General features: G+C 71.0%; 22 protein-coding genes and 1 tRNA gene. 9 read left to right on the plus strand and 14 right to left on the minus strand.

Translation table 11 applies throughout. The features are described from left to right. Positions 1-136 precede the first annotated feature (136 nt). Positions 137-1,408, minus strand: a complete 1,272-nt coding sequence (locus ACLQ3F_RS23430) for an MFS transporter (protein WP_425851413.1) — start codon at positions 1,406-1,408, stop codon at positions 137-139. Positions 1,409-1,485: 77 nt separating this feature from the next. Here ACLQ3F_RS23430 and ACLQ3F_RS23435 point away from each other — a divergent pair, with 77 nt between their 5' ends. Further along, a complete protein-coding gene (locus ACLQ3F_RS23435) occupies positions 1,486-2,472 on the plus strand; it encodes an ArsR family transcriptional regulator (protein ID WP_425851414.1) in 987 nt (328 codons plus the stop codon). A gap of 13 nt (positions 2,473-2,485) precedes the next feature. On the opposite strand, the gene ACLQ3F_RS23440 is transcribed toward ACLQ3F_RS23435, so the two are convergent. Together ACLQ3F_RS23440 and ACLQ3F_RS23445 are read right to left on the minus strand one after the other, a co-directional pair. Beyond that, entirely contained in the window at positions 2,486-3,016 is a 531-nt protein-coding gene (locus ACLQ3F_RS23440; RefSeq protein ID WP_425851416.1) for a nitroreductase family protein, read from the minus strand. Positions 3,017-3,100: 84 nt separating this feature from the next. Then, a complete protein-coding gene (locus ACLQ3F_RS23445) occupies positions 3,101-3,889 on the minus strand; it encodes a hypothetical protein (RefSeq protein WP_425851417.1) in 789 nt (262 codons plus the stop codon). A 259-nt stretch (positions 3,890-4,148) separates the two neighbouring features. Between ACLQ3F_RS23445 and ACLQ3F_RS23450 the strand changes: the two genes are divergently transcribed. Together ACLQ3F_RS23450 and ACLQ3F_RS23455 are read left to right on the plus strand one after the other, a co-directional pair. After that, complete coding sequence (locus tag ACLQ3F_RS23450) at positions 4,149-5,414, plus strand: aspartate kinase (RefSeq protein WP_151491046.1); 1,266 nt, start codon at positions 4,149-4,151, stop codon at positions 5,412-5,414. 5 nt (positions 5,415-5,419) lie between these two features. Beyond that, on the plus strand, positions 5,420-6,481 hold the full coding sequence (locus tag ACLQ3F_RS23455) for an aspartate-semialdehyde dehydrogenase (RefSeq protein WP_091403390.1): 1,062 nt from the start codon (positions 5,420-5,422) through the stop codon (positions 6,479-6,481). Positions 6,482-6,840: 359 nt separating this feature from the next. On the opposite strand, the gene ACLQ3F_RS23460 is transcribed toward ACLQ3F_RS23455, so the two are convergent. Beyond that, entirely contained in the window at positions 6,841-8,250 is a 1,410-nt protein-coding gene (locus tag ACLQ3F_RS23460; protein ID WP_425851418.1) for a diguanylate cyclase, read from the minus strand. 195 nt (positions 8,251-8,445) lie between these two features. On the opposite strand from ACLQ3F_RS23460, the gene ACLQ3F_RS23465 reads away from it, so the two are divergent. Both ACLQ3F_RS23465 and ACLQ3F_RS23470 read left to right on the plus strand, forming a co-directional pair. Next, positions 8,446-9,225, plus strand: coding sequence for a phosphodiesterase (locus ACLQ3F_RS23465; protein WP_425851420.1), 780 nt, complete (start codon positions 8,446-8,448; stop codon positions 9,223-9,225). 11 nt (positions 9,226-9,236) lie between these two features. Continuing rightward, complete coding sequence (locus ACLQ3F_RS23470; protein WP_425851422.1) at positions 9,237-9,887, plus strand: histone deacetylase; 651 nt, start codon at positions 9,237-9,239, stop codon at positions 9,885-9,887. Positions 9,888-9,917: 30 nt separating this feature from the next. Here ACLQ3F_RS23470 and ACLQ3F_RS23475 read toward each other — a convergent pair whose 3' ends face one another. Then, entirely contained in the window at positions 9,918-10,715 is a 798-nt protein-coding gene (locus tag ACLQ3F_RS23475) for an alpha/beta fold hydrolase (protein ID WP_425851424.1), read from the minus strand. A gap of 279 nt (positions 10,716-10,994) precedes the next feature. Here ACLQ3F_RS23475 and ACLQ3F_RS23480 point away from each other — a divergent pair, with 279 nt between their 5' ends. Next, positions 10,995-12,701 carry a bifunctional metallophosphatase/5'-nucleotidase gene (locus ACLQ3F_RS23480; protein ID WP_425851425.1) on the plus strand — a complete coding sequence of 569 codons (1,707 nt, stop codon included), beginning with the start codon at positions 10,995-10,997 and terminating at the stop codon, positions 12,699-12,701. A 618-nt stretch (positions 12,702-13,319) separates the two neighbouring features. On the opposite strand, the gene ACLQ3F_RS23485 is transcribed toward ACLQ3F_RS23480, so the two are convergent. Then, positions 13,320-14,603 (minus strand): MFS transporter, encoded by a 1,284-nt coding sequence (locus ACLQ3F_RS23485; RefSeq protein ID WP_425851427.1) that lies wholly within the window; start codon positions 14,601-14,603, stop codon positions 13,320-13,322. 150 nt (positions 14,604-14,753) lie between these two features. On the opposite strand from ACLQ3F_RS23485, the gene ACLQ3F_RS23490 reads away from it, so the two are divergent. Beyond that, positions 14,754-15,227, plus strand: a complete 474-nt coding sequence (locus ACLQ3F_RS23490; RefSeq protein WP_425851429.1) for a hypothetical protein — start codon at positions 14,754-14,756, stop codon at positions 15,225-15,227. A 90-nt stretch (positions 15,228-15,317) separates the two neighbouring features. Here the strand turns inward: ACLQ3F_RS23490 and ACLQ3F_RS23495 are convergent, their stop codons facing one another. The 4 genes from ACLQ3F_RS23495 to ACLQ3F_RS23510 form a co-directional block, all read right to left on the minus strand. Then, a complete protein-coding gene (locus ACLQ3F_RS23495) occupies positions 15,318-16,766 on the minus strand; it encodes a hypothetical protein (protein ID WP_425851431.1) in 1,449 nt (482 codons plus the stop codon). Next, positions 16,763-17,281 carry a SigE family RNA polymerase sigma factor gene (locus ACLQ3F_RS23500; RefSeq protein WP_425851433.1) on the minus strand — a complete coding sequence of 173 codons (519 nt, stop codon included), beginning with the start codon at positions 17,279-17,281 and terminating at the stop codon, positions 16,763-16,765. The genes ACLQ3F_RS23495 and ACLQ3F_RS23500 overlap by 4 nt, the downstream gene beginning before the upstream one ends. A gap of 303 nt (positions 17,282-17,584) precedes the next feature. Further along, positions 17,585-17,661 (minus strand) — tRNA-Pro (locus ACLQ3F_RS23505). Positions 17,662-17,849: 188 nt separating this feature from the next. Continuing rightward, entirely contained in the window at positions 17,850-18,743 is an 894-nt protein-coding gene (locus tag ACLQ3F_RS23510; protein WP_355006006.1) for a metallophosphoesterase, read from the minus strand. 25 nt (positions 18,744-18,768) lie between these two features. On the opposite strand from ACLQ3F_RS23510, the gene ACLQ3F_RS23515 reads away from it, so the two are divergent. Then, positions 18,769-19,224 (plus strand): GatB/YqeY domain-containing protein, encoded by a 456-nt coding sequence (locus tag ACLQ3F_RS23515; RefSeq protein WP_355006005.1) that lies wholly within the window; start codon positions 18,769-18,771, stop codon positions 19,222-19,224. A 113-nt stretch (positions 19,225-19,337) separates the two neighbouring features. On the opposite strand, the gene ACLQ3F_RS23520 is transcribed toward ACLQ3F_RS23515, so the two are convergent. Further along, entirely contained in the window at positions 19,338-21,770 is a 2,433-nt protein-coding gene (locus ACLQ3F_RS23520; RefSeq protein ID WP_425851435.1) for a transglycosylase domain-containing protein, read from the minus strand. A 407-nt stretch (positions 21,771-22,177) separates the two neighbouring features. On the opposite strand from ACLQ3F_RS23520, the gene ACLQ3F_RS23525 reads away from it, so the two are divergent. Continuing rightward, complete coding sequence (locus ACLQ3F_RS23525) at positions 22,178-22,498, plus strand: WhiB family transcriptional regulator (protein WP_030328078.1); 321 nt, start codon at positions 22,178-22,180, stop codon at positions 22,496-22,498. A gap of 6 nt (positions 22,499-22,504) precedes the next feature. On the opposite strand, the gene ACLQ3F_RS23530 is transcribed toward ACLQ3F_RS23525, so the two are convergent. The 3 genes from ACLQ3F_RS23530 to ACLQ3F_RS23540 are packed head-to-tail and all read right to left on the minus strand — an operon-like array spanning position 22,505 to position 25,295. Continuing rightward, entirely contained in the window at positions 22,505-23,656 is a 1,152-nt protein-coding gene (locus tag ACLQ3F_RS23530; RefSeq protein ID WP_425851437.1) for an ArsA family ATPase, read from the minus strand. Positions 23,657-23,709: 53 nt separating this feature from the next. After that, positions 23,710-24,687 carry an ArsA-related P-loop ATPase gene (locus ACLQ3F_RS23535; protein WP_425851438.1) on the minus strand — a complete coding sequence of 326 codons (978 nt, stop codon included), beginning with the start codon at positions 24,685-24,687 and terminating at the stop codon, positions 23,710-23,712. A 26-nt stretch (positions 24,688-24,713) separates the two neighbouring features. Next, positions 24,714-25,295, minus strand: a complete 582-nt coding sequence (locus ACLQ3F_RS23540) for a hypothetical protein (RefSeq protein WP_425851660.1) — start codon at positions 25,293-25,295, stop codon at positions 24,714-24,716. Positions 25,296-25,502: the final 207 nt, after the last annotated feature.

Genomic DNA, 25,502 nt, shown 5'->3' on the forward strand with positions numbered 1-25,502 from the left:
CTGGACGGCGCGATGCAACTCCGCGACGAGGTGCCGGCCGGTCAGGCCTCGTCGCGGCGGCTAAGGAGGAGCAGCGCCTGCCACATGACCAAGTCACCCTACGTGATGGAACGGTGGGTGGAAAGACAGGTCCGGACTATGGGACCGGGGTCATGGCCGGCGCTGCGGCCTCGGCACCCAGCCGCGGCGTGCGCCCGGCCCAGGCCACCGCAGGCACGATCGCCAGCCCGACCAGCACGAAGATCGCTGCCGTCGGTAACCAACCCCACCCGCCGGTGGTCACGCCGAGCGCGGTCAGTCCGGCCGGCGCGATCAGGTACTGCACCTGCACGCCGAGTTCGAGAGCCCCCACGTACGCGCCGCGCTGGTTGGCCGGTGGCAGGGTGGCGGTGAGCCCCCAGGTGCCGGCCGACTCGATCAGCTCGGCCAGGATGAGTACCGTCGCCGCGGTCACCAGCACCACGATGGTGAGCCAGCCCCGGGTGAACCCGGAAATCGGCAGGACCAGACAGAACAGGGCGATCAGCAGTCCACCCCGACGGGAGGCCCGGGCCGCGCCCGCCGCAGTGTCCGCGCCCCGGCTCACACGTACCTGGAGCAGCACGACCAGGACCGTGTTGAGCAGCACCAGAGCGGCGATGACCGTCTTCGGGGCATCGGTGTGGGTGAGGATCCAGAGCGGCATGACCGTCAGGTAGAGCGCCTGGTGTGCGGTGAGCAGCCCGGAGAGCAGGGACACCGTCATGAACGGGCGGTCCCGCAGCACGGCGAGCCGACTCGTCGGCTCCACCGACCTCCGCACCTGCGGCAGTCGAGGCAGTCGGCGCACGAAGAGAGCCGTCACCAGGAAGACCGTCGAGATGAACCAGACCATCCCGCGGTACGCCTCGATCGTGTCCACCGCCAGCACCAGGCCGCTGATCACCGCGCCGAGCCCGAAGCCGACGTTCAGCGACGAGCGCTGGTACGCCATCGCCGTGACCCGTTCGGCCGGCGCGAGCGCGTTGATCGAGTAGACCTGCCGGGCCACGCCGACAGCGCCGTCCACGGCTGCCAGCGCCACCACCACGGCGAGGAACCCCGCGAAGCCACCCACGAAGGGGTAGGTCGCGAACAGCGCCCCGTTCAGCACCAGCCCCACCACCCAGACCCGCTGCGGTCCGTACCGGTCGGTGAGCCCACCCAGCGACACCGTGCCCAGCAGCGTCACCCCCGCGGCGATGGAGAGCCCCAACCCCACCTGGGCGGCGCTGAGCCCGAGCGCCCGGGTGAAGAAGACGGCGCTGCCGGCGTGGAACAGGCCGCTGCCGACGGCGTAGACCATGGCCTGCACGGCCAGGGCGCGGGTCAGCCCGGCTGGCGGTACGACGTCTCGAACGGCGGTACGGATGGTTTCTCTGGTCCCCATGTCCGGGGAGTGAAGCGGGTCCCCATGACCTCGGTCGAATCTTTTAGGCTGGACCGAATCCTGCTCCTGGGGGGCGTGTGTCCGAGTTGCGGTTCAGCCTGGCCGACGTGGCGGGAGTGCGGCTCGCCGTGTCACCGGTCAACGAGACGGTCATGAGCATGTGGGCGCTGGCCAACCCGGTCCGCTACGCGGTGCACCTGCCCTGGATCGACCGGGCCCGGGTGACGTTGCATCGTCCCGAAGTGGCCGACCGGGTCCGGCCTCTGGTGGGGTTGGTCGTGCCTGGTCGCTGGCTGCCCGACTTCCTCACCCCGGCGGCCCGACCGAACGTGGAGCTGGCCGAGCAGCTCGACCAGATCGCCGCGACGCCGCCGGCCGTGGTGGTCCAGGACCTGCTGGCGACCACCTGGCAGAAGCCGCTGAGCCCGTTCGGGCGGGCGCTGCTCGCCGACCCCGGCGGGCTGCTGCCGCAGGTCGTCGACGCGGTGCGGGTCTGGTACGACGAGGCGATCGCCCCGGACTGGCCGCGGATGCGGGCGCTGCTCGACGCCGACGTGGCGTATCGGGCCGCCCAGCTCGCCGAGAGCGGCGCCGGTCGGTTCTTCGAGCACCTCCACCCGAGCCTGCGCTGGCACGGCGACCGGGTGATCAGCGACGACACGTTCGAGCGGGACTTCGACCTCCGCGGTCGTGGGCTGGCGCTGAACCCGACGGTGTTCACCGAGCAGCACGTGCTGTGGAACCTGCTCGAGGATTCGCTGCCGGCCGGCGCGTACCCGGTCCGTGCCGTCGGGACGCTCTGGGAGGCGACCGCGCCGCCGCCCGGCGACCCGCTGGCACGGGTGATCGGGCCGGGCCGGACCACGCTGCTGTACCTGCTCGAGACGGCGCTGACCACCACCGACCTGGCCCGACTCACCGGGATGTCCGCCGGAAACGTCTCCCAGCACCTGGCCGCGTTGCACGGCGCCGGCCTGGTGTCCCGGTTCCGCGAGGGCCGGCACGTGCGCTATCGCAACACCGATGCCGCGGCGGTCCTGCTCCGGGCCAGCCGGGGCGAGTGAGCCCGGCGCCCGATCAACGCAGCAGCAGCTCGGCGACCGGGTGGCGGTGCCGCAGGCCGGTCTCCCGAGCGTGCAGGTGGGCCGGGAGGTCGAACGGGTTGCCGAGTCGTCCGACGGCGGCGACCACCAACGGGCGGACATCGCCGGGCAGGTCGAGTTCGGTGGCGAGGCCGGCCCGGTCGAACCGGGTGAGCTGGTGTACGTGCAGGCCGAGCGCTGTGGCCTGCACTGTCAGGTGGGCGATCGCCTGCCCGAGGTCGTACGCCGCCTGCTCGGTGTTCAGGCCGGTGTGGGCGCCGACCACCAGGGTCGCGGCGTGCCGGATCCAGATCTGGTCGTCGACCGGGAGGCTGATCAGGATCCGTTTCCAGGTCTCGTCGTCGCGGTGGCCGAGGGCGAACCGCCAGGGCTGCCCGTTCTCCGCCGACGGGGCCCAGCGCGCGGCCTCAAGCAGCGAGGCGGACTCCTCCGGGGTCAGCTCGGCGCTCGGGTCGAAGGCTCGTGGACTCCAGCGGTAGGCGAGCAGCGGGGTGAGATCGGCCATACACCGAATCGTCCTGTATGGGTGATTCGCCCATCAGGATGGGGTGGCTGAATGTGGGCAAGAGCACCCGTAACGGGACGAAGATCAGGGCGTTCCCGCGCCCGGGCTCTCCGACGGGTCCGGGGTCGGCGGCGCGGCGGTGTCGAGCGGCTCCCGGTCGATCACCACCGGGCCGGCCAGCTGCACGGTGGCCGGTGCCGGGCCGGGTGCGGCGGCCAGCCTCAGCGTCCCGGCCCCGGTCTGGACGCCGGTGGGTGTGCCGTCCTGGTCGTAGCAGTAGATGCCCACATCCAGCGGGGCGTTCAGCGACGCCGAGGTGGAATCCACCGAGTAGCAGGTGCCGGTGAGGCCGTCGGGCGTCCTGGCCGGGGCAACGGCCAAGGGCGCGCGTCGGTCGGTGAGCACGTCCAGCCAGTCGGTGAGCAGGTGCTGGACCCGGGGGTCCGACCGGCGTGGAACCGCGTCGTCGCGATCACCCAGGCGTACGCAACTCGCCGACTCGGCCCGACCGGCCGACGGCAGGGCGCACTGGAACAGCCCGTCGGCCGTGCTGGCCATCGAGACGTCGGCGGTGCCGCCCAGGGCGCCCCCCGGCACGTCCACCCGCCAGCTGCCGTCGTTCGCGCTGGTGAACACGATGGTGCGATCCGATTGACCCGTCTGGCTGTAGACGTACTGGGCCACCAGGTGACGGTCCTGAGCCGCCGCGGCCAGCGCGGCCAGCTCGTCCCGTGCGGCGTCCACCTCGACCGGCCCCGGGTCGGCTGGCGGCGGAGGCGGAGGCTGCTCGCTGGTGCAGGCGACCAGGAGGGCTGGCAGGGCGAGGACGAGCGGCCCGATCACGCGGCCGGCCGAGCGGATGAGGACGGGCACCGGCCCATTCTGGTGGGTGCGGGCGGTTGGCGGGTGCCGGCGCGTACCTGGCCCGTCCCGGCGTGTCGGGCGGGGCGGCCCGGCGTACCCATCCGACCTGGTGGGACCGCCCCGGCCGGTCCCGGCCGGGCCGGATGGTGGGATCACCTGACCCGGCTTCGTTATCCGCCGGATACCCTCATGAGGTCTGACACGCGCCGCCGGCCCCGGTTCCGGCGGCGTCGGCACGCTCAGGGTCGCTGGGAGGGAGTGCACCGTCGTGGCACTCGTGGTGCAGAAGTACGGCGGGTCCTCCGTCGCCAACGCCGAGCGGATCAAGCGGGTGGCCGAGCGCATCGTCGCCGCCCGCAAGGCCGGCGACGACGTGGTGGTGGTGGTCTCCGCGATGGGTGACACCACCGACGAGCTGCTCGACCTGGCCAACCAGGTCAGCCCGCTGCCGCCGGGCCGCGAGCTGGACATGCTGCTCACCGCCGGGGAGCGGATCTCCATGGCCCTGCTGGCCATGGCCATCCACAACCTGGGGTACGAAGCCCGCTCGTTCACCGGTTCGCAGGCCGGCGTGATCACCACCTCGGTGCACGGCCGCGCCCGGATCATCGACGTCACCCCCGGGCGGCTCAAGGGAGCGCTCGACGAGGGTTCGGTGGTCATCGTGGCCGGCTTCCAGGGCGTCTCGCAGGACACCAAGGACGTCACCACGCTGGGTCGCGGTGGTTCGGACACCACCGCCGTGGCGCTCGCCGCCGCCCTGCACGCCGACGTCTGCGAGATCTACACCGACGTGGACGGCATCTTCACCGCCGACCCGCGGATCGTGCCCAACGCCCGACACATCCGGCACATCACCTACGAGGAGATGTTGGAGCTGGCCGCGTGCGGCGCGAAGGTGCTGCACCTGCGTAGCGTGGAGTACGCCCGGCGGGCGGGGTTGCCGATCCACGTCCGTTCGTCATACTCGACCAACACCGGCACGATGGTCACCGGATCGATGGAGGACCTTTCCGTGGAGCAGGCACTGATCACCGGGGTCGCGCACGACCGCAGCGAGGCCAAGATCACGATCGTCGGGGTGCCCGACGAGCCGGGTGCCGCCGCGCGGATCTTCGACACCGTCGCCGGCGCCGAGATCAACATCGACATGATCGTGCAGAACGTCTCCACCGAGGGCACCGGCCGGACGGACATCTCGTTCACCCTGCCCAAGGCCGACGGCCCCACCGCGATGGCCGCGCTCAGCAAGATCCAGGAGCCGGTCAAGTTCAAGGGCCTGCTCTACGACGACCACGTCGGCAAGGTCTCGCTGATCGGCGCGGGCATGCGCTCGCACCCCGGGGTGGCGGCCGGCTTCTTCGCCGCCCTCGGCGCGGCCGGGGTCAACATCGAGATGATCTCCACCTCCGAGATCCGGGTCTCCGTGGTCTGCCGGGACACCGACCTCGACGCCGCCGTCCGCGCCATCCACGACGCGTTCGAGCTGGGCGGCGACACCGAAGCCGTGGTCTACGCGGGGACGGGTAGGTAGCGCCGATGACGGCGCTGCCCACCCTCGCCGTGGTCGGAGCGACAGGTGCCGTCGGCACGGTGATGTGTGAGCTGCTCACCGGGCGACGCAACGTCTGGGGCGAGATCCGGCTGCTCGCCTCCGAGCGCTCCGTCGGCCGCCGGGTGCGCTGCCGGGGCGAGGAACTCGTCGTCCAGGCGCTGACCCCCGAGGCGTTCGACGGGGTCCAGGTGGCCATGTTCGACGTGCCCGACGAGGTCTCCGCCGAGTGGGCGCCGATCGCCGTCGCCCGCGGCGCGATCGCTGTCGACAACTCCGGCGCGTTCCGGATGGACCGCGACGTCCCGCTGGTCGTTCCGGAGATCAACCCCGAGCAGGTCCGCAACCGGCCCCGGGGCATCATCGCCAACGCCAACTGCACCACCCTCGCGATGATCGTCGCCGTCGCGCCGCTGCACCGCGAGTACGGCCTCCGCGAGCTGGTGCTCGCCTCCTACCAGGCGGTCTCCGGAGCCGGTCAGTCCGGCGTCGACATCCTGCACGACCAACTCACCAAGGTCGCCGGCGATCGGGCGCTCGGCTCGCGCACCGGCGACGTACGCCAGGCGGTCGGCGACGACCTGGGCCCGTTCCCGGCACCCATGGCGCTCAACGTGGTCCCGTGGGCCGGCTCCCCGGCGGACAGCGGCTGGTCATCGGAAGAGATGAAGATCCGCAACGAGTCGCGGAAGATCCTCGGCCTCCCCGACCTCAAGGTCTCCGCCACCTGCGTCCGGGTGCCGGTGGTCACCGCCCACTCGGTAGCGGTGCACGCGGTCTTCGCCACCGAGGTCGACGCCGAGGGTGCCCGCGAGGCACTGCGCAACGCACCGGGGGTGATCCTGGTCGACGACCCCGCGGCCGGGGAGTTCCCGATGCCGATCGACGCCGTCGGCACCGACCCGTCCTGGGTCGGCCGGATCCGCCGCGCCCTGGACGACCCCCGCGCCCTCGACTTCTTCGTCACCGGCGACAACCTCCGCAAGGGCGCGGCCCTCAACACGGCCCAGATCGCCGAACTCCTGGCCAAAGAACTCCGCACCCCCTAACCCCCGCTGCCTCCCTGCCCCGCCCCTGCGCCGCGTCTCCTGCCCCGCCCTTGCTCGTGGCGCGGTTGCCCCTGCCGCGGCCCTGCCCTCTGACCCGCGTCGATCATGGACTTGTGGTGGGGGGCGTTCACCCCTTCCGGGGCTAAAGCGCCCACCACAAGTCCATGATCGATCTGGTCTTGAGGCTCGGGGCCCTCCGATTGCGGCGATCTTGCAGTTTCTGTGGCGGCATAAAGGACTAGAGCGACAAAACGACAACCAAAAGTGCAAGATCGCCGGGGCTTGGGGCTTGGGGCTTGGGGCTTGGGGCTTGGGGCTTGGGGCTTGGGGCTTGGGGCTTGGGGGCTTGGGGTTTGGGGTTAGGCGGCGGAGAGGAGGACGCCGTCTCGGCCTTGGCGTTTGACCGCGTAGAGGGCCTGGTCGGCTCGCTTCAAGGTGCGGTCGGGGGTTTCGCCGGGGCGGGGTAGTGCGACGCCCACGCTGATCGTGCGGCCGATGCGGCGGGCGGCCTCGGTGAGCCGTTCGGCGATCCGGACCGCCTCCTCCGGGCGGCTCACCTCGATCACCGCGACGAACTCGTCGCCGCCGATCCGGTACAACTCGTCGCCGTGCCGCAGCGCCCCCTCCAGCGCCCGGGCCAACCCGACCAGCACCCGGTCACCGGCCTGGTGGCCGTACGTGTCGTTCACGGTCTTGAAGCCGTCCACGTCGATCGCCAGCAGGGCCGTACGGCCGGGGGTGGCCGCAGCGATCCGCTGCCCGAACGGGCCGGTGTGCTGCAACCCCGTCAGCGGGTCGGAGCTGGCCTGCTCCCGCAGCTGGGACAGCGTGCGCAGCCGGTCCACGCTCGTCCAGGCCTGCCCGGCGAGCAACTCCATCAGGCTGACCGTGGTCGGGTCCGGGCGCAGTGCGCGTTCGTCGGCGACCAGCAGCACCCCACCGGCGTCCGTGGGCCCGACCGGCACGGCGACCAGTGTGCGTACCCCCGCCCGGGTCAGCGGGCGGTAGTCCTCGGTCGGGGGATGCCCGGCCTCGCCCAGCGTGTAGCCGGCGCCGTACCGGTGCGCCCGCTCGACCATCCGGTCCAGGGCGGCCGGACCCGCTGCGGCCAGCTCGGCGCGGATCCGGGTCTCCAGGTCGCTCGGCGTCGCCGGGGACGGGCCGAGCTGGCCGCCGATCAACAGCAGTGCGGTGGAGAGCGTGGAGACCTCCCGGGCGGCGCGGGCCGCCGCCCCCATCACCTCTCCCTCGGTCGGCGCGGAGGAGAGCGCGGACGCGTGCCGGAGCAGCTTCTCGCTGCGGCTCTCCACCGGTGGGCCACCGAGGGCGGCGATCCGCGCACCGAGCCCGTCGGCCAGCCGCTGCGCGGTCTCCCGCCACGGCTCCAGGTCCGTCGGTTCGCTCCACTGAAGGTCGAGTACGCCGATCGCCCGGCCCGTCGGGTCCAGCACCGGTACGCACAGCTCGGCGGTCACGTCCGGGCGTACCGGGAGGTAGTCCGGGTCGACCGTGACGTCCGGGACGACGGCGGGAGTGCCGGTCGCGTACACCCGGCCGACGATGCCGGTCCGCGCCGGAACCGTGGCGAAGACCTGCCAGGCCCCGGTCGCCGCGACGCAGCGCAGACGGTCGTGGGCCGCGAGGAGTACGGAGATGGTCGCCGGGGTGTGGCGGGACAGTGCGGTGACCGTCCACCGACACGCCTCCGGTGTGCTCGACGCCATCGGCAGGCGGACGGTGACGTCACGGATGACTCGCTGATGATCCACTCGCACGTCGTTCCAGGTAGGGGAGGGGTCCGGCTGACGCCGAACCGCTCGATCAAGCGTACTCACGGTGGCGGGCCAGCGACCTTCGTACACACGTGCTATCCACAGGCTGTGGACGCGGCCTGTGGACGGCTGCCCCCGGGATGCCGCGCCCGGCGATAGCCTGAAGCACCCCGGCGTCGAGGAGGCGAGCCCGTGCTCATCGCCCAGCTCAGTGACCCGCACCTGACCACCGGCCTGCTCGCCGCGGAACCCGCCGCCGGGCTGCACCGGGCGCTCGGTCGGGTGCTGGCGTTGCGGCCCCGCCCGGAATGTGTGGTGATCACCGGCGACCTGGCCGACCACGGGAAACCCGAGGAGTACGCGGCGCTGCGCGAGGTGATTGGCGCATTCCCGCTGCCGGTGCACCTGGCCACCGGTAACCATGACGACCGGGAGTCGCTGCTCGACGCGTTCGGGGGCACGCCGTGGCTCGGCGGCGGCTTCTCGGCCTACTACCACGTCGACCACGAAGCGGTGTCGGTCGTGGTGCTTGACTCGCTCGTCCCCGGCAGCGACGGCGGCCAACTCGGCGAGGAGCAGCTCAGCTGGCTCGACGGGGTGCTGGCCGGGCGGCCCGAGGTGCCCGCCGTGCTCTTCCTGCACCACCCACCGGTCGCGGTCGGCATCCCGGTGGCGGACACCATCCGGCTCGCCGACGGTGATGCCCTCGCCGAGGTCATCGGCCGGCACCGGCACGTCGTCCGGGTCGCCGCCGGCCACCTGCACCGCCCGGTCACCACGGCGTACGCGGGCACGGTCCTCACCGTGGCCCCCAGCACCTGGAAGCAGAGCACGCTCACCATGAGCGCCGACGAGCAGATCGGTTGGGTCCACGAGCCCACCGCCTTCCTGCTGCACTCGGTCGAGGCTGGCGGCTGCGTGACCCACACCGTGCAGGTCAGCCACTCCACCGGGCAGACCTGCGGCTTCTGAAGGGCTACGTCGTGCTGGCCTGGTACGTCTCGTACGGCTCGAACATGCACGCCGCCCGGCTGGCCTGGTACATCGGCGGCGGCTGCCCGCCCGGCGGAAAGCGGACGTACCCGGGCTGCCGCGACCGGCGCCCACCCAGCCGGTCGACGCCCGTGTCGCTGCCCGGCGGCATCTACTTCGCCGGCGAGTCCGGTGCCTGGACCGGCGGCATGGCCTTCTACGACCCGCACCTGCCGGGCGAGGCCGCGGCCCGCGCCTACCTGGTCACCCTGGAGCAGTTCACCGACATCGCGGCCCAGGAGATGTACCGCCCGCCGGGCGACACGACCGAGCTGATCCCGGCGACCGGCGCGGCCATCGACGCCGCCGTCGCCAACGGACGGGCCACGCTCGGCCCGGGGCGGTACGAGACGCTGATCTGCCCGGGCAGCCGCGACGGTGTTCCGATGCTCACCTTCACCGCCCCCGAGGGGGCGTCAGCCGTGCCGTGCCGACCTCCCGCGCCGATCTACCTCGGCATGATCGCCCGAGGGCTGCGCGAGTCGCACGGCTGGCCCGCCGAGCGGATCGCCACCTACCTGGCCGCCCGGCCGGGCGTGGCGGGCACCTGGCCAGCGGACGCCGTCACTGCGGTGGTCGACAAGGCGCTGGCCGACGGCTGAGCAGTCGGCTCGCGCCTCAGCGGCCACCGGTCAACCGAGCAGGAAATCGCGCAGCGCGGGGGCCAGCGTCGTCGCGGGCACGTCGTGGTAACCGCCGTCGAGGCTCACTGACCGGCCGCCCGGCACGGCCTCGGCCGCCGCCCGACTCGCGTCCCGCAACCACTGTGGACTGCCGGTGCTGTCCACTGCGAGGGTCGGCGCGGTGATGGTCGCCAGCCGGTCGGCGGGCAGTCGCCCGCCGGCCGTGACGATCGCGTCGTACACCAGGGTGTGCGCGATCGCCGTCAGCCCACCCCACATCGGCTGCGACCGCATCCCGCTGATCTGCTCGGCCGGCAGCCCCACCGAGGCGCTGAGGAAGATCTCCACCGCGCCGTCCCGGTCGTCGGCGGCGATCAGCTCGATGAGCTGCGGTGTGATGTCCTTGCCGACGCCCACGTGCGGACCGACCCGGAACGGTGGCTCGAACATGACCAACCTGGTCACCGGTAGACCCTGTGCGGTGGCGAGGGCGGCCAGCACGGCCCCGGAGGAGATGCCGTAGACGGCGGCGGAACCACCCGAGGCCGCGATCAGGGCGGCCAGGTCGTCGATCTCGCGGCCGACCTCGTACGGTGCGGTGTCACCGCTGTAGCCCCGACCGCGACGGTCATAGCTGAAGACGGTGAAATCCGGTGCCAACGCGGCACCCAGGTCGCGGGTCGCGCCGCGATCGCTGAACGCGCCCCCGACGAGGACGACCGCCGGCCCGGCACCGGACCGCTCGAACGCGATGGGCGTGCCGTCGACCGATCGCACCTGCTCCGCCACGGGTGTCGTTCCGCTCACGATGCCGTCCCCATTCCTCGTAGGCTGCCCTGTCCTTTCTAGACCCTGGGTCTGACGTTGTCCGGCAGACCGCGTTAAACGATGATCGATAACGGCCTCCGCGTACGCGCTGCTCCGATGCGCTGCCCGGGTCGACCGGTGGGCGTCCGGATGAGAGGCTGTCGGGGCGGGGGCCATGCTCAACCACCGTCATCCGCGACCCTTTCGACGGCGTCCGTCGGCGGCCCCGGTCGACCCAGAGGCCAGGCACCGTACGCGCCGATTCTCACGAGGAGATCCATGTTCATACCCGGGATGCGTCGGGCCGCTGTCGGCCTGACCGCGCTCGCGGTGGCCGCTTTCGGCGCGGTCGCCACCAGCCCTGAACAAGCCGACGCGCGGCCGAAGCCGGTCGACGTCACCCTGCTCGCCCTCAACGACTTCCACGGCAACCTCGAACCGCCGAGCGGGTCCAGCGGCACCATCGCCGGGCAGACCGCTGGTGGCGTCGAGTTCCTGGCCACCCACCTTGCCGAGCTGCGCGCCGCAGCCAAGAAGAAGAACACCATCACCGTTGCCGCCGGCGACCTGATCGGTGCGTCCCCGCTGCTCTCGGCCGCGTTCCACGACGAGCCGACCATCGAGGCGCTGAGCATGGCCGGGCTGGACTACGCCAGCGTCGGCAACCACGAGTTCGACGAGGGAGCCGCCGAGCTCCTGCGGATCCAGAACGGCGGCTGCCACCCGGTGGACGGCTGCATCGACGGCACCCCCTACCGGGGAGCCGGCTTCCAGTACCTGTCCGCGAACGCCTTCAAGACCGCCACCGGCAAGCCGCTGATGGCGCCGTACGCGATCCACAAGGTGCAGGGCGTCAAGGTCGGCTTCATCGGCATGACCCTGGAAGGCACCCCGCAGATCGTCAGCCAGCAGGGCGTCGCCGGCCTCAGCTTCGCCGACGAGGCGGACACCGCCAACCGTTACGCGCGCGAGCTGCGCCGCAAGGGCGTACAGGCGATCGTCGTCCTGCTGCACGAGGGCGGCACTCAGGCCGCGACCGGCGGGATCAACGACTGCGTCGGCATGACCGGCCCCATCGTGGACATCACCAACCGGATGGACCCGTCGATCGACGTGGTGGTCAGCGGGCACACCCACCAGGCGTACAACTGCGACATCAACGGCAAGCTGGTCACCAGTGCCAGCTCGTTCGGTCGCCTGGTCACCGACATCGACCTGAAGATCGATCGCCGGAGCGGAGACGTGGTCTCCGCCGCCGCGAACAACGTCGTGGTCACCCGCGACGTCGCCAAGGACCCGAGGCAGACCGCGCTGATCAACCGGTACAAGACAGTGCTCGGCCCGGTCGCCGGACGCCAGGTCGGCGTGACCAACCAGGCGATCACCCGGAGCCAGGAAACCCTCTTCGGTACGAGTCTAGGCGAATCGCCACTGGGCAACCTGATCGCCGACGCGCAGCTCGCCGCCACCGACGACGAACAGAACGCCGTCGCCGCCTTCATGAACCCGGGCGGGGTCCGAGCCGACCTCGACGCCGGCCCGGTCACCTACGAGGAGGCGTTCACGGTGCAGCCGTTCGCCAACAACCTGGTGACACTGGACCTCACCGGTCAGCAGCTCTACTGCGTACTGGAGCAGCAGTTCGTCACCGGTCGGACCCTGTACCCGTCGGCCACAGTGGGCTACGTGGTCGACCCGAACGGCACCACCGGCACGGTCGCCGACCCGTGCGCCGGCACCCGTGTGGTCCGGGGCAGCCTCACCCTCGGCGGCACCGCCGTCGACACCGCCGCCACCTACCGGGTGACGGTGAACAACTTCCTGGCCGGCGGAGGCGACGGCTTCAGCGCCCTCACCGGCGGCACGAACCTGATCACCGGCCAGATCGACCTGGACGCCTTCGTCGACTACCTGACCGCCCAGTCGCCGGTCTCCGCGCCGACGCTGGACCGCATCCGCACCACCGCCGAGGTCCCCGCCGCCTGACGGCCGACTTCCGCGACATCGGGCCCCGGAGCACCAGCTCCGGGGCCCGACCCGTCCCAGCCCCCGCGCGGCCGCGCTTGTGGTTGCCTGCGCGCCCGCCCGTCTGCCCGCCCGCGCTGCCCGCGCCGCCCCCGGGCTGCCCGCGCCGCCCCCGGGCTGCCCGCGCCGCCCCCGGGCTGCCCGCGCCGCCCCCGGGCTGCCCGCGCGCCCCCGCGCTGCCCGCCCCCCGCCGCCCCCGGGCTGCCCGCGCCGCGCTGCTCGCGCACGCCCCCTTAGGCAAGATCGCGCTCGAACATGGATGTAGTGGCATCGGTGCGGCGGGATACCACTACATCCGGGATTGAGCGCGATCTTGGTCTGCGACAAGATCATTTGGCGGGTTCAATCAGGTAGATCCGCGCAACTTCTCCGATGTTGCTGTCTCCCGCGCGCCCGAGGCACCAACTTCCGGGAAGTTGTGCGGATCTTGGTGCACGGCGGGGCGGCGTTCGGCGGGGCGGAGCAGGGTGCGGGGTGCGGGGTGCTCAGCGCATGGCGGGGCGCGGCGGCGTGCTTGGTGAGGTCAGAGCGGGGTTTGTCGCGGGCGGCGCGACGGCGTCGGAGGAGGGGCGTTGGGGGTCAGGCGGAGGCGGGCGTGGGGGTGGGGGTTACCGGGGTGGTCGTCGCGAGACCGTCCTGCTCCGCGGTGAGCAGCCGGCGCAGGGAGAGCGCGACCAGCGAGGCGACCAGGCAGCCGCCGACCACCGTCGCCACCCAGACCATGCCGTTGGCGGCGCCGATGAGTGGTCCGGCGGTCACTGGGCCGATCACACCGCTGATTCCGAAGATCATCGAACTCATGGCGTTGTACCGGCCGCGCAGCTCGTCGGTGGCCAGCGCGTTGGTCAGTGCGGGCATCACCGGGGACAGCATCGTCTCGCCGAAGCCGAAGATCGCCGAGCAGAGCACCACGCACAGGGCGGCCAGCACGGCGTTCTCGGCACTGACCAGGCCGGCCACGCCGAGGACCAACCAGGCGGCGGCGAACACCGCACCCACCACGGCCAACGCCCGGGTGCGGCTGCGCCCCTCGATCCGGCGGATGACCACCAGCTGCGCGAGCACGATCATCACCGTGTTGGCCGCGAGTGCCCAGGCCACGACCCGGGGGTTCACCTCCGCCACGCGCACCGCGTACGCGGCGAAGCCCACCTCCACCTGCGCGTAGCCGCAGGTGGTGAGGATCAGCCCGAAGATCACCAGCCGTCGGAACGGGCGGTCGCGGAGCACCGTCAGGTAGCCGCCGGGCGACGGTTCGTCGACGCCTCGACGTTTGCCGAGTCGGTGGCCCACACCGGGCAGGGTGAGCAGGATCAGCGCCGGCATCAGGTACGTCACCGCGTCCAGCAGGTAGATCGCCTGGAAGGTGCCGGGCCGGGCGGTGTCGACGATCGCGCCGGAGGTCATGCCCCCGATGCCGATGCCGAGGTTGAGCAGGGCGAAGTTCAACCCGAAGACGCGTTGCCGTTCATCGTCGTCGGTCAGCGACGCGAGGATGGTGTTCTGCCCGGACCAGATCGCCGAGCTGCCGATGGCGACCACCGTCATCACCAGCAGGGCCGAGCCGGTCGAGTGGACCAGCGCCAACGAGCCGGTGCCGATTGCCTCGATCACCAGGCAGGGCACCACCACCCGGCGGGCGCCGATCCGGTCGATCAGCGTCCCGCCCAGCGGCGACAGGGCCAGGGTGACCACGCCGTACCAGCCGATGACGAGCCCGGCGCGGGTGTCGGTGAGCCCGCGTACGTCGGTCAGGTAGATGAACAGGAACGGCAGGGTCAGACCCCGCCCGATCGCCGACAGCAGTGTGCCGAGGAGGATCCGGCGAGCTTCCGAACGGCGGGGCAGGGCACGACGCAGCATGCCGGCATTCTGTTCGGTGGGTCTGACGCCGCGCGAACCGTTTTGGCCATGACTCGTGGTCACCGGGACCACTCGGTGACCAATCCCACGTTGATCCACTCGCTGTGATCGCGGTCGGTCGGTGTCCGTCGGGTCTGCGATGCTGGCGCGATGACCGGCACCTGGCGACATCTGCCCGCTACCGCCCGCGCCATCGCGTTGACCGCGTCGACGGCCGTCGCCGCCGTCCAGGCACGCGACGGTCAGGCGTACGACGAAGCGGTCGGCGGTCTCGCCGCGGACGAGCGTTCCGGCCTGGTGCTCGGTGCCGTGGTCCGGTTGCTGCTGGAGGAGAGCCATCCGGACGGGTTGACCGGCGACGACATCCGCCAGGTGTTGACCCGCTGCGTGCAGGAGTCGACGCGGTGGCGTTCGGATGTCGACCCGCACGTGGTGCTCGTCCTGCTGGCCGGCGCGTTGGGCGTGTACGACCCCGACAGCGACGAGTCACCGCCGGACGCGGCGGCGCTGGCCCGACACGCTCCGCTGCTGGTGGCCGACTTGTTGACGGCGACCAGAGTGCCGTTGGACGACTACCTGGCCGCCGCGTTCGCAGAGATCGAGCGCACCGAACGGCAGGACTAGGCGCACCGCACGGCAGGACTGAGCGCACCGATGGAGGCTGTGGCGTGGTGTCCGGTAGGCGTCACCGTGCCGGCGGTCGACTCGGACGCGTCACTCCTGGTTCCAGGTGTCGGTCTCGGCTGTCCTCCGTGCGCCCTGCTTGGACACCTGGCCGCTGGCAATCGTCCCGCCGGACGCGTCGAGCGCCTCCACGACAAGGCCCGCGGTGGGGCGGGGCACCTGCATGGCCGTCCCGGAGCCGCTGACGGCGCTCCTCGCCACCTCCTGCCCGTCGCGCAGGACGCGCACCGTGGTGGCGGCTGCCGGCGTCACCACGAGCAGGAACTGCTGACCCTCGCCACCGCCGTCGTCATCGTCGATGGACACGGCCAGCACGCTGTCGGGATCGGTCGGGTCGGCCGTAGCGGTGAACGAGGTGCCAGTGCTGAGCACGCCGTCGGCCCGTGGCTGATCGGGGGCGATCGACACCTCACCGACCCAGCCGCCGCCCACATTGGGCGCAGCCAGGACCGTCACCTGGCCGTCCTGCACCGACGGCTCTCCGGCGGCCGGCGACGTGTCGGCCGGACCGGTAGGGAGGCCAGCAACGTGCCCGCCCCACACCACGCTCGGAAGGGCGGTCAGGCGGTAACCCTCTGACTGGGCCCACTGGTACGTCAACTCCCGGGCGCGTTGCTGCTCGACACTGCCGCGTACGCGGGACATCGCCGTTGAGAGCTGAGCGTCGGTGATCGGCTTGGGGGCCAACGAACCTGGTCCGGGCGCAATCTGGCGGGTCACCGCGCCGCAGTCGACCCGCCACCACTCGGGCCGGTGGGTCCTCGCCGTACGGACCAGGTAGGACCCGGTCGGCTCCAGGGCCCACCGGAAGGTGTCGCCGTCGGGCAACGGTGAGCTGAGGAAGACACATCCGGCCGGGGCGATCGCCACGTGTGCCGCCTCCGGACCGTCCACGGCCAGGCTCTCGTAGGGTTCCAGGGCGTCGCTGACCGACCGGATGGCAGCGGTGCCGGCCAGTTCCCGGGCGCTGGCACCTTCGTCGGCGACCAGCCACACAGCGGCGCTCGGCCAGCCGGTGACCGGATCGGGTTGGTTGCGGACGAAGGCGGCGAGCGCGATCCGGTGGTCGTCCACGTCGTCGGCGAAGAGGACCTTCACCCCGCTCACCGGCACCTTCAAGCGGGAAAATTCGCCCCGGCGTTGGGCGGCCATCAACTGTTCAGAGAGCTGACGGACGTAGCTGTCGTCCCCAGCGACGGCACCGCGCGGCGGCGACTGGAGGAGTCGGTCCGACCACGCCAGGACGGGTGCGATGGACTCGGACGGGTCCGCCGGTGGTGGCTGCGTGGTCCGGCCCGGGCTGGCGATGGCGATGGCTGTGCTCCCCAGGGAGACCACGAGGGCCAGAACCAGCCCGCCGAGGCGTCGCTGCCGGCTCCGTCGGAATCGCGCTCTCGCTCGGCCGTACGGGTCCGGCTGCGGGGTCAGCGTCCTGCTCAACTCGGCCAGGGCCTGGCTCAGCTCATCGTCGACAGTCATGGTGCCACCCCCGTCATCTTCGTCGTCCCGGTCGGTGCTGGATCCGCTGCCAGCGTCAGACGCAGGCGAGCCAAGCCTCGTGATGCGCGACTCTTGACCGACCCGACAGAGCAGCCGAGAGCGGCCGCGACCTCCGCCTCCGGCAGGTCGACCACGTACCGAAGCACGATCACCGCACGGGTACGAGGTGTCAGCTCCCGCATCGCCTCGTAGAGAGCGCGCCGTTCGGCAACCGTCTCGGTCATGTCCCGGGTGGGCCGCTCGGGAAAGAAGGCCGTCACCACCTCGTGCATCCGGTGGCGGCGCCAGACGCTGATGTGCTGGTTGATCATGACTCGCCGCAGGTAGGCCATCGGATCGTCGATCCGCCGCCACCGACGCATCACCTTCACCAGCGCAGCCTGCACCAGGTCCTCGGCATCCTGGGCCGAGCCGGTGAGGTGGTACGCCATGCGCAAGAGATCCACGTAGCGCGTCTCGACGAACTCTCGAAAATGCTCGTCGTCAGCTGCCATGAGCCCCCGCCTTGATTGGTTACCTCTCACGACTCCGACGAGGGTCGAAAGGTTGAAGGCGAGAGCCCGGTTACCTGTCGCTACGGGTTGGTACTCCCGGTCGTTGAAACCCAGACCAGGAATTCAGCAGCCCTTCGACCATGTCCCCGCCGAGATAGATCAGCCGGGCGCTGTACGCGGCTCCCGCCCAACACACCGCCGCCAGGCCCGCCAAGCGGCCGTAGCGCGGGAATCGGTCGAGAGGGCTTGCCGGGGCAGATAAAAAGGCCAGGTGAGAGAAGATCTCACCTGGCCTTTTGCCTCTGGTCGGGGTGGCCGGATTCGAACCGACGACCTCTTCGTCCCGAACGAAGCGCGCTACCAAGCTGCGCCACACCCCGAGGCGTGCCGACAAATAGTAGCCCACCCGCCCCGATGGTCAAACTCGGTACCCCCACCGCCCGGACCCGGCCCGCGGAAGCCAAGATCCGCACAACTTCCGGGATGTTGCTGCCTCACGAAGCACCGAGGCAGCAACATCCCTGATGGTGCGCGAATCTTGAAGCAGCGCGGCAGCGCGGCGCGGCGGTCAGCGGGGGATGAGGGTCAGGATGCTGGCCTCCGGGGGGCAGGCGAAGCGGATCGGGGCGGTCGGGTGGGTGCCGAGGCCGGCGGAGACGTGCAGCCAGGAGTCCGAGCCCGGCCACCGGTGCAGGCCGCGTGCCATCGAGCGGGGCAGGCCGCAGTTGGTCACGAGCGCCCCGTAGCCCGGTACGCAGACCTGACCGCCGTGGGTGTGCCCGGCCAGCAGCAGCCCGAAGCCGTCCGCCGCCATCTGGTCGAGCACCCGTGGCTCGGGTGAGTGCGTCACCGCGATGGAGAGGTCCGCCGAGGACGACACCGCGCCGGCAACGGAGGGGTAGTCGTCCCGGTCGATGTGCGGGTCGTCGACGCCGACCAGGTCGAGCTGTCGACCGCCGGCCTTCAGCATGGTCCGGGCGTTGTTGAGGTCCGCCCAGCCGGCGCCGGTGAAGACCTGGCGCAACTCCTCGTACGGCAGCTCGACGCCCTCGGTGTACTCCCGGTCGGGCAGGAAGTAGGTGAAGGGGTTCTTCAGCACCGGCCCGGTGTAGTCGTTGGAGCCGAACACGAACGCGCCCGGGTAGTCCAGCAGTGGTTGCAGGGCCCGCAGCACCCCGGGCACCGCGCCAGGGTGCGCCATGTTGTCGCCGGTGACCACCACCAGGTCGGGGTCGAGGGCGGCCAGCGATGCCACCCAGCGCTGCTTGCGCGCCTGGTCGGGCATCATGTGCAGGTCCGACAGGTGCAGCACGCGCAGCGGCTCCGCGTCGGCCGGGAGCACCGGCACGTCGTACCGCCGCAGGGTGAACATGTTGCGCTCGACGAGCGACGCGTACGCGAGGGTGGCCGCGCCGATCGTGGCGGTTCCGGCGGCGAGCCGGAATAGTGTGCGCTTTCGCATGGCGTTCAGGGTAGTTTGACCGTCCATGAGCACGCTGAAGGACCGCCTCACTGCCGACATGCGTACCGCGCTCAAGGCGCGCGACGAGCTGACCACCTCCACGCTGCGGATGGCCCTGGCCGCCGTCGGCACCGCCGAGGTCGCCGGCAAGGCCAAGCGCGAGCTCACCGATGACGAGGTGCTCGCGGTGCTGACCAAGGAAGCCAAGAAGCGTCGGGAGGCGGCCACCGCCTTCGCCGACGCCGGGCGCGCCGAGCAGGCCGCGAAGGAGAGCGCCGAGGGTGAGGTGTTGGACCGCTACCTGCCCAAGCAGCTCTCGGACGCAGAGCTGACCGAGCTGGTGTCGGGGGCGCTCGCCGCGGGCGGCTTCACCGGCAAGTCCCAGATGGGCCCGGCGATGAAGGCGGCCCAGGCCGCGGTGGCCGGCCAGGCCGAGGGTGGTCGGGTGGCCGCCGAGGTACGCCGACAGCTCGGTCTCTGACCCGGCAGGGTCAGCGGGGCGGCACGACGTTTCGTAGCCGCCCGCCGGTCCGGACAGACGAAACGGGCGGGCACCCCTGAAGGGTGCCCGCCCGTTGTGTCCTACCCGTCGGTTCAGCCGCCGGGACGACCACTGGGTCGGCCCCCGGGCGGGCCGCCGGGCTGACCGCCCGGGTTGCCGTCGGTGTTGCCCGGCGTGCCGCCACCGCCGCTGCTGACCTCGATGGTGACCATGCCACCCTTGATCGTGCGTCCGTCCGGGCTGGTGCCGGCCGCGTCGCCCGCCTTGCAGGAGGACGGCACCTTGGTGCTGGAGACGACCGGTTCGAAGCCGGCGCCCTTGAGCCGGGACTTCGCGGTGTCCACCGAGACACACTTCACGTCGGGGATGCTGCGCTGGTCACCCAGGGAGATCTTCTGACCCGGCGCCTCAAAGTCGATCTTCGGCTTGCCCTTCATCGCGTCCCGCAGCGTCTCCCAGACCGGAGGGTTGATGCCGTCCTTCTCCGCGTGCTTCATCTCCACGTTGGTCTGCGGCCAGTCCGGGTCGGCCATGATGCCGGCGACCGCGTACTGCTTGGTCATCGCGACCAGCGCGGCGGTCTTCTCCGAGTCGGTGGTGCCGGACTTGCCGGCCACCGGGTAACCGACGTCGCCGCGCACGTTCCCGGCGGTCGCCCCCGAGCATCGGGAGGACGACGACTTGTCACCGACCGGGCACCGGGCCGCGTCCACGGCGGCGCGGGCCACCTCGGTGCTGAACCGCTTCTCGCAACGCGGGTTGGCGATGTCCAGCTTGTTGCCCTCCGGGTCGCGGATCTCCTGCACCGGGATCGGTTCGCAGTACTTGCCGTCCGCGGCCAGGGTGGCGTAGGCGTTGGCCAGGTCCAGCGGGGTGGTCTGCGAGACGCCCAGGGTGAACGCGCCCCACTGGTGCGCGCCCTTCTCCAGAGTCAGATCTTCCTCGGACCGGAAGTTGATGCCCAGCCGCTTGGCGGCCTTGACCACGTTCTCGGCGCCAACCTGCTGTTGGAGCGGCACGAAGTAGGTGTTCACCGACCGACCGAACGCGGTCCACATGTTGTGTGGGCCGGCCATGCTCTCGGTCGAGTTGGTGGGGCAGTAGAAACTGGTCCCCGGGCAGGCTGCCGGGCCGGGGCGGATGATGTATTCCGACTTGAACTGCTTCTGCGCGTTGATCGGGTAGCTGAGCGGGATGCCCTTTTCCAGCGCCGCGACGATGGTGAACATCTTGAACGTCGACCCGGCCTGGTAGCCGGTGATGCCGTCACCACCGGTGAGCAGCGGGTTGACAGTCGCCGGGTAGTTGCCCCGAATCTTCTTCTTGCTCTTCGCCGGATCGCTGGAGAGCTTGTTCTTCGGGTTCTTCGGGTCGTCGAGCTTGAACTGCCGGTTGACCGCGAGCGCCCGCACCCGGCCGGTGCCCGGCTCGACGACCGCGACCATCGCGGCTTCCTTGCTGTTCTCGCTCTTGGCCTTACGGACCGCCTTGTCCGCGGCGCGCTGCGCCTGGACGTCGATCGAGGTCACGACGGTGTAGCCACCGCTCTTGAGCCGGCGCTCCCGGTCGTACCTGGACGAACCGAACGTCTCCTGATCCATCCACCAGCGGTAGAAGTAGTCGCAGAAGAAGCCCCAGCTGTTGACGTTGGCGGCGACGCAGCCGTTCGGGGTGCGCTTGTCCTTCACCACCAGCTTGGTCGCCTTGGCGGCGTCCGCCTCCTGCTGGGTGATGGCCTTGATGTCGACCATGTTCTGGATGACGTAGTCGCGGCGGTCCAGCGCGAGCGGGTAGCCGAGTTCGGTGGTCGGGTCGTTCGTCGTGGGCGCCTTGACCATGCCGGCCAGCAACGCCGCTTCCTCGATCTTCAGCTTGCTCGGCGGCTTACCGAAGTAGACCTGGCTGGCGGCGTAGATGCCGTACGCGCCGTTGCCGAACGAGGCGAGGTTGAGATAGCGGGTGAGGATCTCGTCCTTGGAGAATTCCTTGTCGACCTGGAGGGCCAACCGCATCTCGCGCAGCTTGCGGGCGCTGGTGTCCTCGGTCGCCGCGACGACGTCCGCCGGGTGGGTGGCCGAGTATGCGATGGCCAGCCGGACGTACTGCATGGTCAGCGTCGAGGCGCCCTGTCGGCCGGAGCCTTCGCTCTGGTTGTTGACGAACGCACGGGCGACACCGTTGATGTCGACGCCGTTGTGCTTGTAGAAGTCATGGTCCTCGGCCGCGATGATGGCCTTCTGCATGAACGGCGAGATGTCGGCGAGCTTGACGTCCCGCCGGTTCTCGTCGTACATCGTCGCGAGCGGTGTCTTGCCGTCCGATGCCATCAGGTAGCTGATCTGTGGCGCGCGGGCCACCGTCAGCTCCGTGGGCAGGGCACCGAACGTCTCGGCGCCGGCCTTCGCGGCCAGGCCGGACATCGCTACCGCGGGGAAGGCCGCCGCAGCGACCACCACGCCGGCCAGCAGGCCACACACGAGTAGCGATGCGGCGTTGGTCAGCACATTGTGGTCACGTTTCCGCATCCAGGTCACCTCGACAGGGTACGCGAGTAGGGAACGAGGGGCGCTGGGGCGTTCTTTCCCCATTTCCTGCGCGCGCTGCCCTCGTTGTGCTAAACGCACGACCCCCGCTACTTGGTTGCGTGTGACCTGGCGTGAGTCTCCTCCGATTCAGTGAGGCGGCGCAGCGTTATCGCTGACCTCGGCGGGGTAACCGGCGGTCGAAGGCCCGGGAAGCCGGGACTGTCCGAAATGATGGATTTCGTCGACAACGTTGCGTAATCAGTCGACTACGGAGCATGATGGGGGCGGCGACAGCGCCAGATGTCGCCCGCGCCGCCTTGGGGAAGGCAGGCCGGGCGATCGGGGGGAATTGCCGGCTGACGTGCATCGACGAGGTCGGTAGGTACTGCAAGGGGGGACGTGTACACATGGGCATGATCACTGACTGGCCGTCACTGGCGGCATGTCAGAACGGGGACCCGGACGCGTTGTTCGTACAGGGCGCCGAACAGAACGTGGCGAAGCGGATCTGCCGGAGCTGCCCTGTTCGGTACGAGTGCCTGGCCGACGCGTTGGACAACCGGATCGAGTTCGGTGTGTGGGGCGGCATGACCGAACGCGAACGGCGGGCGCTGCTGCGTCGTCACCCCCAGGTGACGAGCTGGCGCAAGATGTTCGAGGCCGCGATGAAGAAGAACAGCAAGGACAAGGCCGGCAAGGACAAGATTCTCGTCAGCGCGGCCAACTGACGCCGGTCACGACCGGCTGATCGCCGCGCCGATCGTCCGTAGCCCGTCGACGTCGTGCACGTCGGCGGGCTGCGCCGTGACCGAAACCGCCGGCACAGTCGGGAAAGCCTCCGTGAAGCGCGCGGCGACCAGCTGCTCGCGTACCGCCTGACGAGCCAACGCCGCGTGCGCCCGCAACACCTCGGCGGTGGCCTCATGCCCACCCAGCTGGGTCAGCCGCTCGGCGGCGACCTGGCTCTGCTCGGCGTCCAGCGCCGGGACCGCCGGGCGGTGCACCCGGTTGAGCACCAGGCCGGCCAGCGGCATCCGCTCGTCGCGCAGCCGGCCCGCGAAGTAGGCGGCCTCCCGGACCGCGTCCGGCTCCGGCGTCGCGACCAGCAGAAAGGCCGTCTCCCCAGCCTGGAGGATGCGGTACGTCTGCTCGGCGCGCTGCCGGAAACCACCGAACATCGAATCAAGTGCCGCCACGAAGCCGGACAGGTCGGTGAGCAGCTGCGCGCCGAGCACCTTCTGCACCACCTTCGAGAACATCCCGAACGAGGCCGTGACCAGGCTGAACATGCTCCGCCCGCCGCTGCGCGCCGGAGCCAGCAGCAGTCGCAGCATCCGGCCGTCGAGGAAACGGGAGAGCCGAGCCGGCGCATCCAGGAAGTCCAGTGCCGAGCGGGACGGTGGGGTGTCCACCACGATCAGGTCCCACTCGCCCCGGGCGTGCAACTGACCCAGCTTCTCCATCGCCATGTATTCCTGCGTGCCGGCGAAGGTCGAGCTCATCGCCTGGTAGAACGGGTTCGCGAAGATCTCCGCGGCCTTCGTCGGGTCGGTGTGCTGCAACACCACGTCGTCGAAGGTGCGCTTCATGTCCAGCATCATGGCGTGCAACTCGCCGCCGCTGCTCTCGACGTCGATCCCCTTGACCTGGCGAGGGGTGTTGTCCAGCTCGGTCAGGCCCAGCGACTGGGCCAGCCGGCGGGCCGGGTCGATGGTGAGCACCACAGTGCGTCGGCCGTGGTGCTCGGCGGCCCGCAGCGCCAGCGCCGCGGCCGTGGTCGTCTTTCCCACTCCGCCGGCACCGCAGCACACGACGATCCGCACGCCTGGGTCGGCGAGGATCTGGTCGACGTCCAGCTGCGGCGCCGCGTCTTCGGAAGGCACCAATCGAGCGTATCGGGCCGGTGGGTCCGCGCGCCCGTGCTGCGCTCAGGTGTGAGTCATTCGGCGCGGACGAGGGCCTGGGCCAGCGTTGCGAGCCCCGCCCGATCCACCCCGTCGGGCAGCAACGGCAGCTCGATCATCGGCAGCCCCAACTCCACCAGGTCGGCGCGGAGCGAATCTTCCAGTTCGCGCCGGATGAGCTGGTCGCGCGCCTCATCGTGCAACCCGGCCACGGTGTCCCGATCGGCCGGCAGCCCGGCGGCGACCAGCCCGCGCTTCAACTCGGCGGCGGTGACCGCCGCTCCGGCGGGCAGCGGCGGCCGGACTCCGTTGACGAGCACCTTCCCGATGCCGAAGCCGAGGGCGGTCAGGTCGGCGATCGCGTCGACCGTCTCCTGGATCGGCATCTCCTCCAGCAGCGTGACCACGTGCACCGCTGTCATCGGGGACCGCAGCAACGCGGCGACCCCCTCGCTCTGGGTCTTGATCGGGCCCACCTTGGCCAGCCGGGCCGTCTCCGCCGTCACGTTGAGGAACCGGCCGATCCGCCCGGTCGGCGGGGCGTCCAGCACCACCGCGTCGTACGCGCGCCGCTGCCCGGTCTTGCGGGTGGTGGCCTCCTTCACCTTGCCGGTGAGGAGGACGTCCCGCAGGCCGGGCGCGATGGTGGTGGCGAAGTCGATGGCGCCGAGCTTGCGCAGTGCCCGGCCCGCCGCGCCCAGTTTGTAGAACATGTCCAGGTACTCGAGCAACGCCTCCTCGGCGTCCACGGCGAGCGCGCGCACCTCACCGCCGTCCGGCGCGTCGGCGAGGTGACGTTCCTCGTAGGGCAGCGGCTCGATGCCGAACAGTTGGGCGATGCCCTGCCGCCCCTCGACCTCGACCAGCAGGGTGCGCCGGCCGCCGGCGGCGAGCGCCATGGCCAGCGCCGCCGCCACGCTGGTCTTACCGGTGCCGCCCTTGCCGGTCACCACGTGGAGACGGGCGGGCCACCCGGTACCGGCCGGGTCGATCGGACGCTCAGCTGCACACACCCGTCGAGCCTATCCAGGCTGGGCGGTCAGGCGACCTCGCAGACCCACCAACCCGTCTTCTGCACCACAGTGAAGCGCAACTCCTGGTCGGCCACCTTCTCGTCGGCGGTGGTCATGGTGAGCCGGGTGGAGACGGTGGCCCGTTCCCCGGTCTGGTTGTCCACCTTCGGGGTGGTCCACCGGAAGCGCGGGTTCTGGTAGGTGGAGGCGTACTTCTCCACCTCGGCCACCTTCGCGGCGATCTTGTCGTCGTCGCGGGAAGCGGCGCAGACGTGACCGGCCGCCTTGGTCGCGTCGCGATCCTTGTAGACCGCGGTGAGGAACTCGTCGACGGCGACCGCCGGCTCCTTGGCGCCCTCGCCGGTCTCGGCATCGCGCAGGGTCAGGAAGGCCACCACGCCACCCCCGACGCAGAGCACCATGATCACGACCAGGGCGATCGCCGCGATCAGCAGACCGCGCTTCTTCTTCGGCGCGGGCGTGCCCTGGTAGGGCGGATAGGCCGGCGGGGCAGGGGGGATCGACGAGGAGTTCGGGGCACCCGGCTGCGTCGGTGCGGCCGCCGAGGAGGGGCCGCCAGGCCCTTCCGGCTGCCCGGTGCCGCCCAGTTGCCCGGGGAAGGCCGGCTGGCTCGGGCCGCCGATCTGCCCGGGGAGGGCCGGCTGCCCGGCGCCGCTGGGCTGCCCGGGGAAGACCGGCTGGCTGCGGCCGCTGGGCTGCCCGGGGAAGGCCGGTGAGGTGGGGGCGGCGGGGAGTGCCGGCTGGGCGGGGGAGGCGGGGAGAGCGAGCTGCCCGGGCGGCGGAGCGGGGGCCGG

Source organism: Micromonospora sp. DT15, from assembly GCF_049841475.1.
GTDB lineage: Bacteria > Actinomycetota > Actinomycetes > Mycobacteriales > Micromonosporaceae > Micromonospora.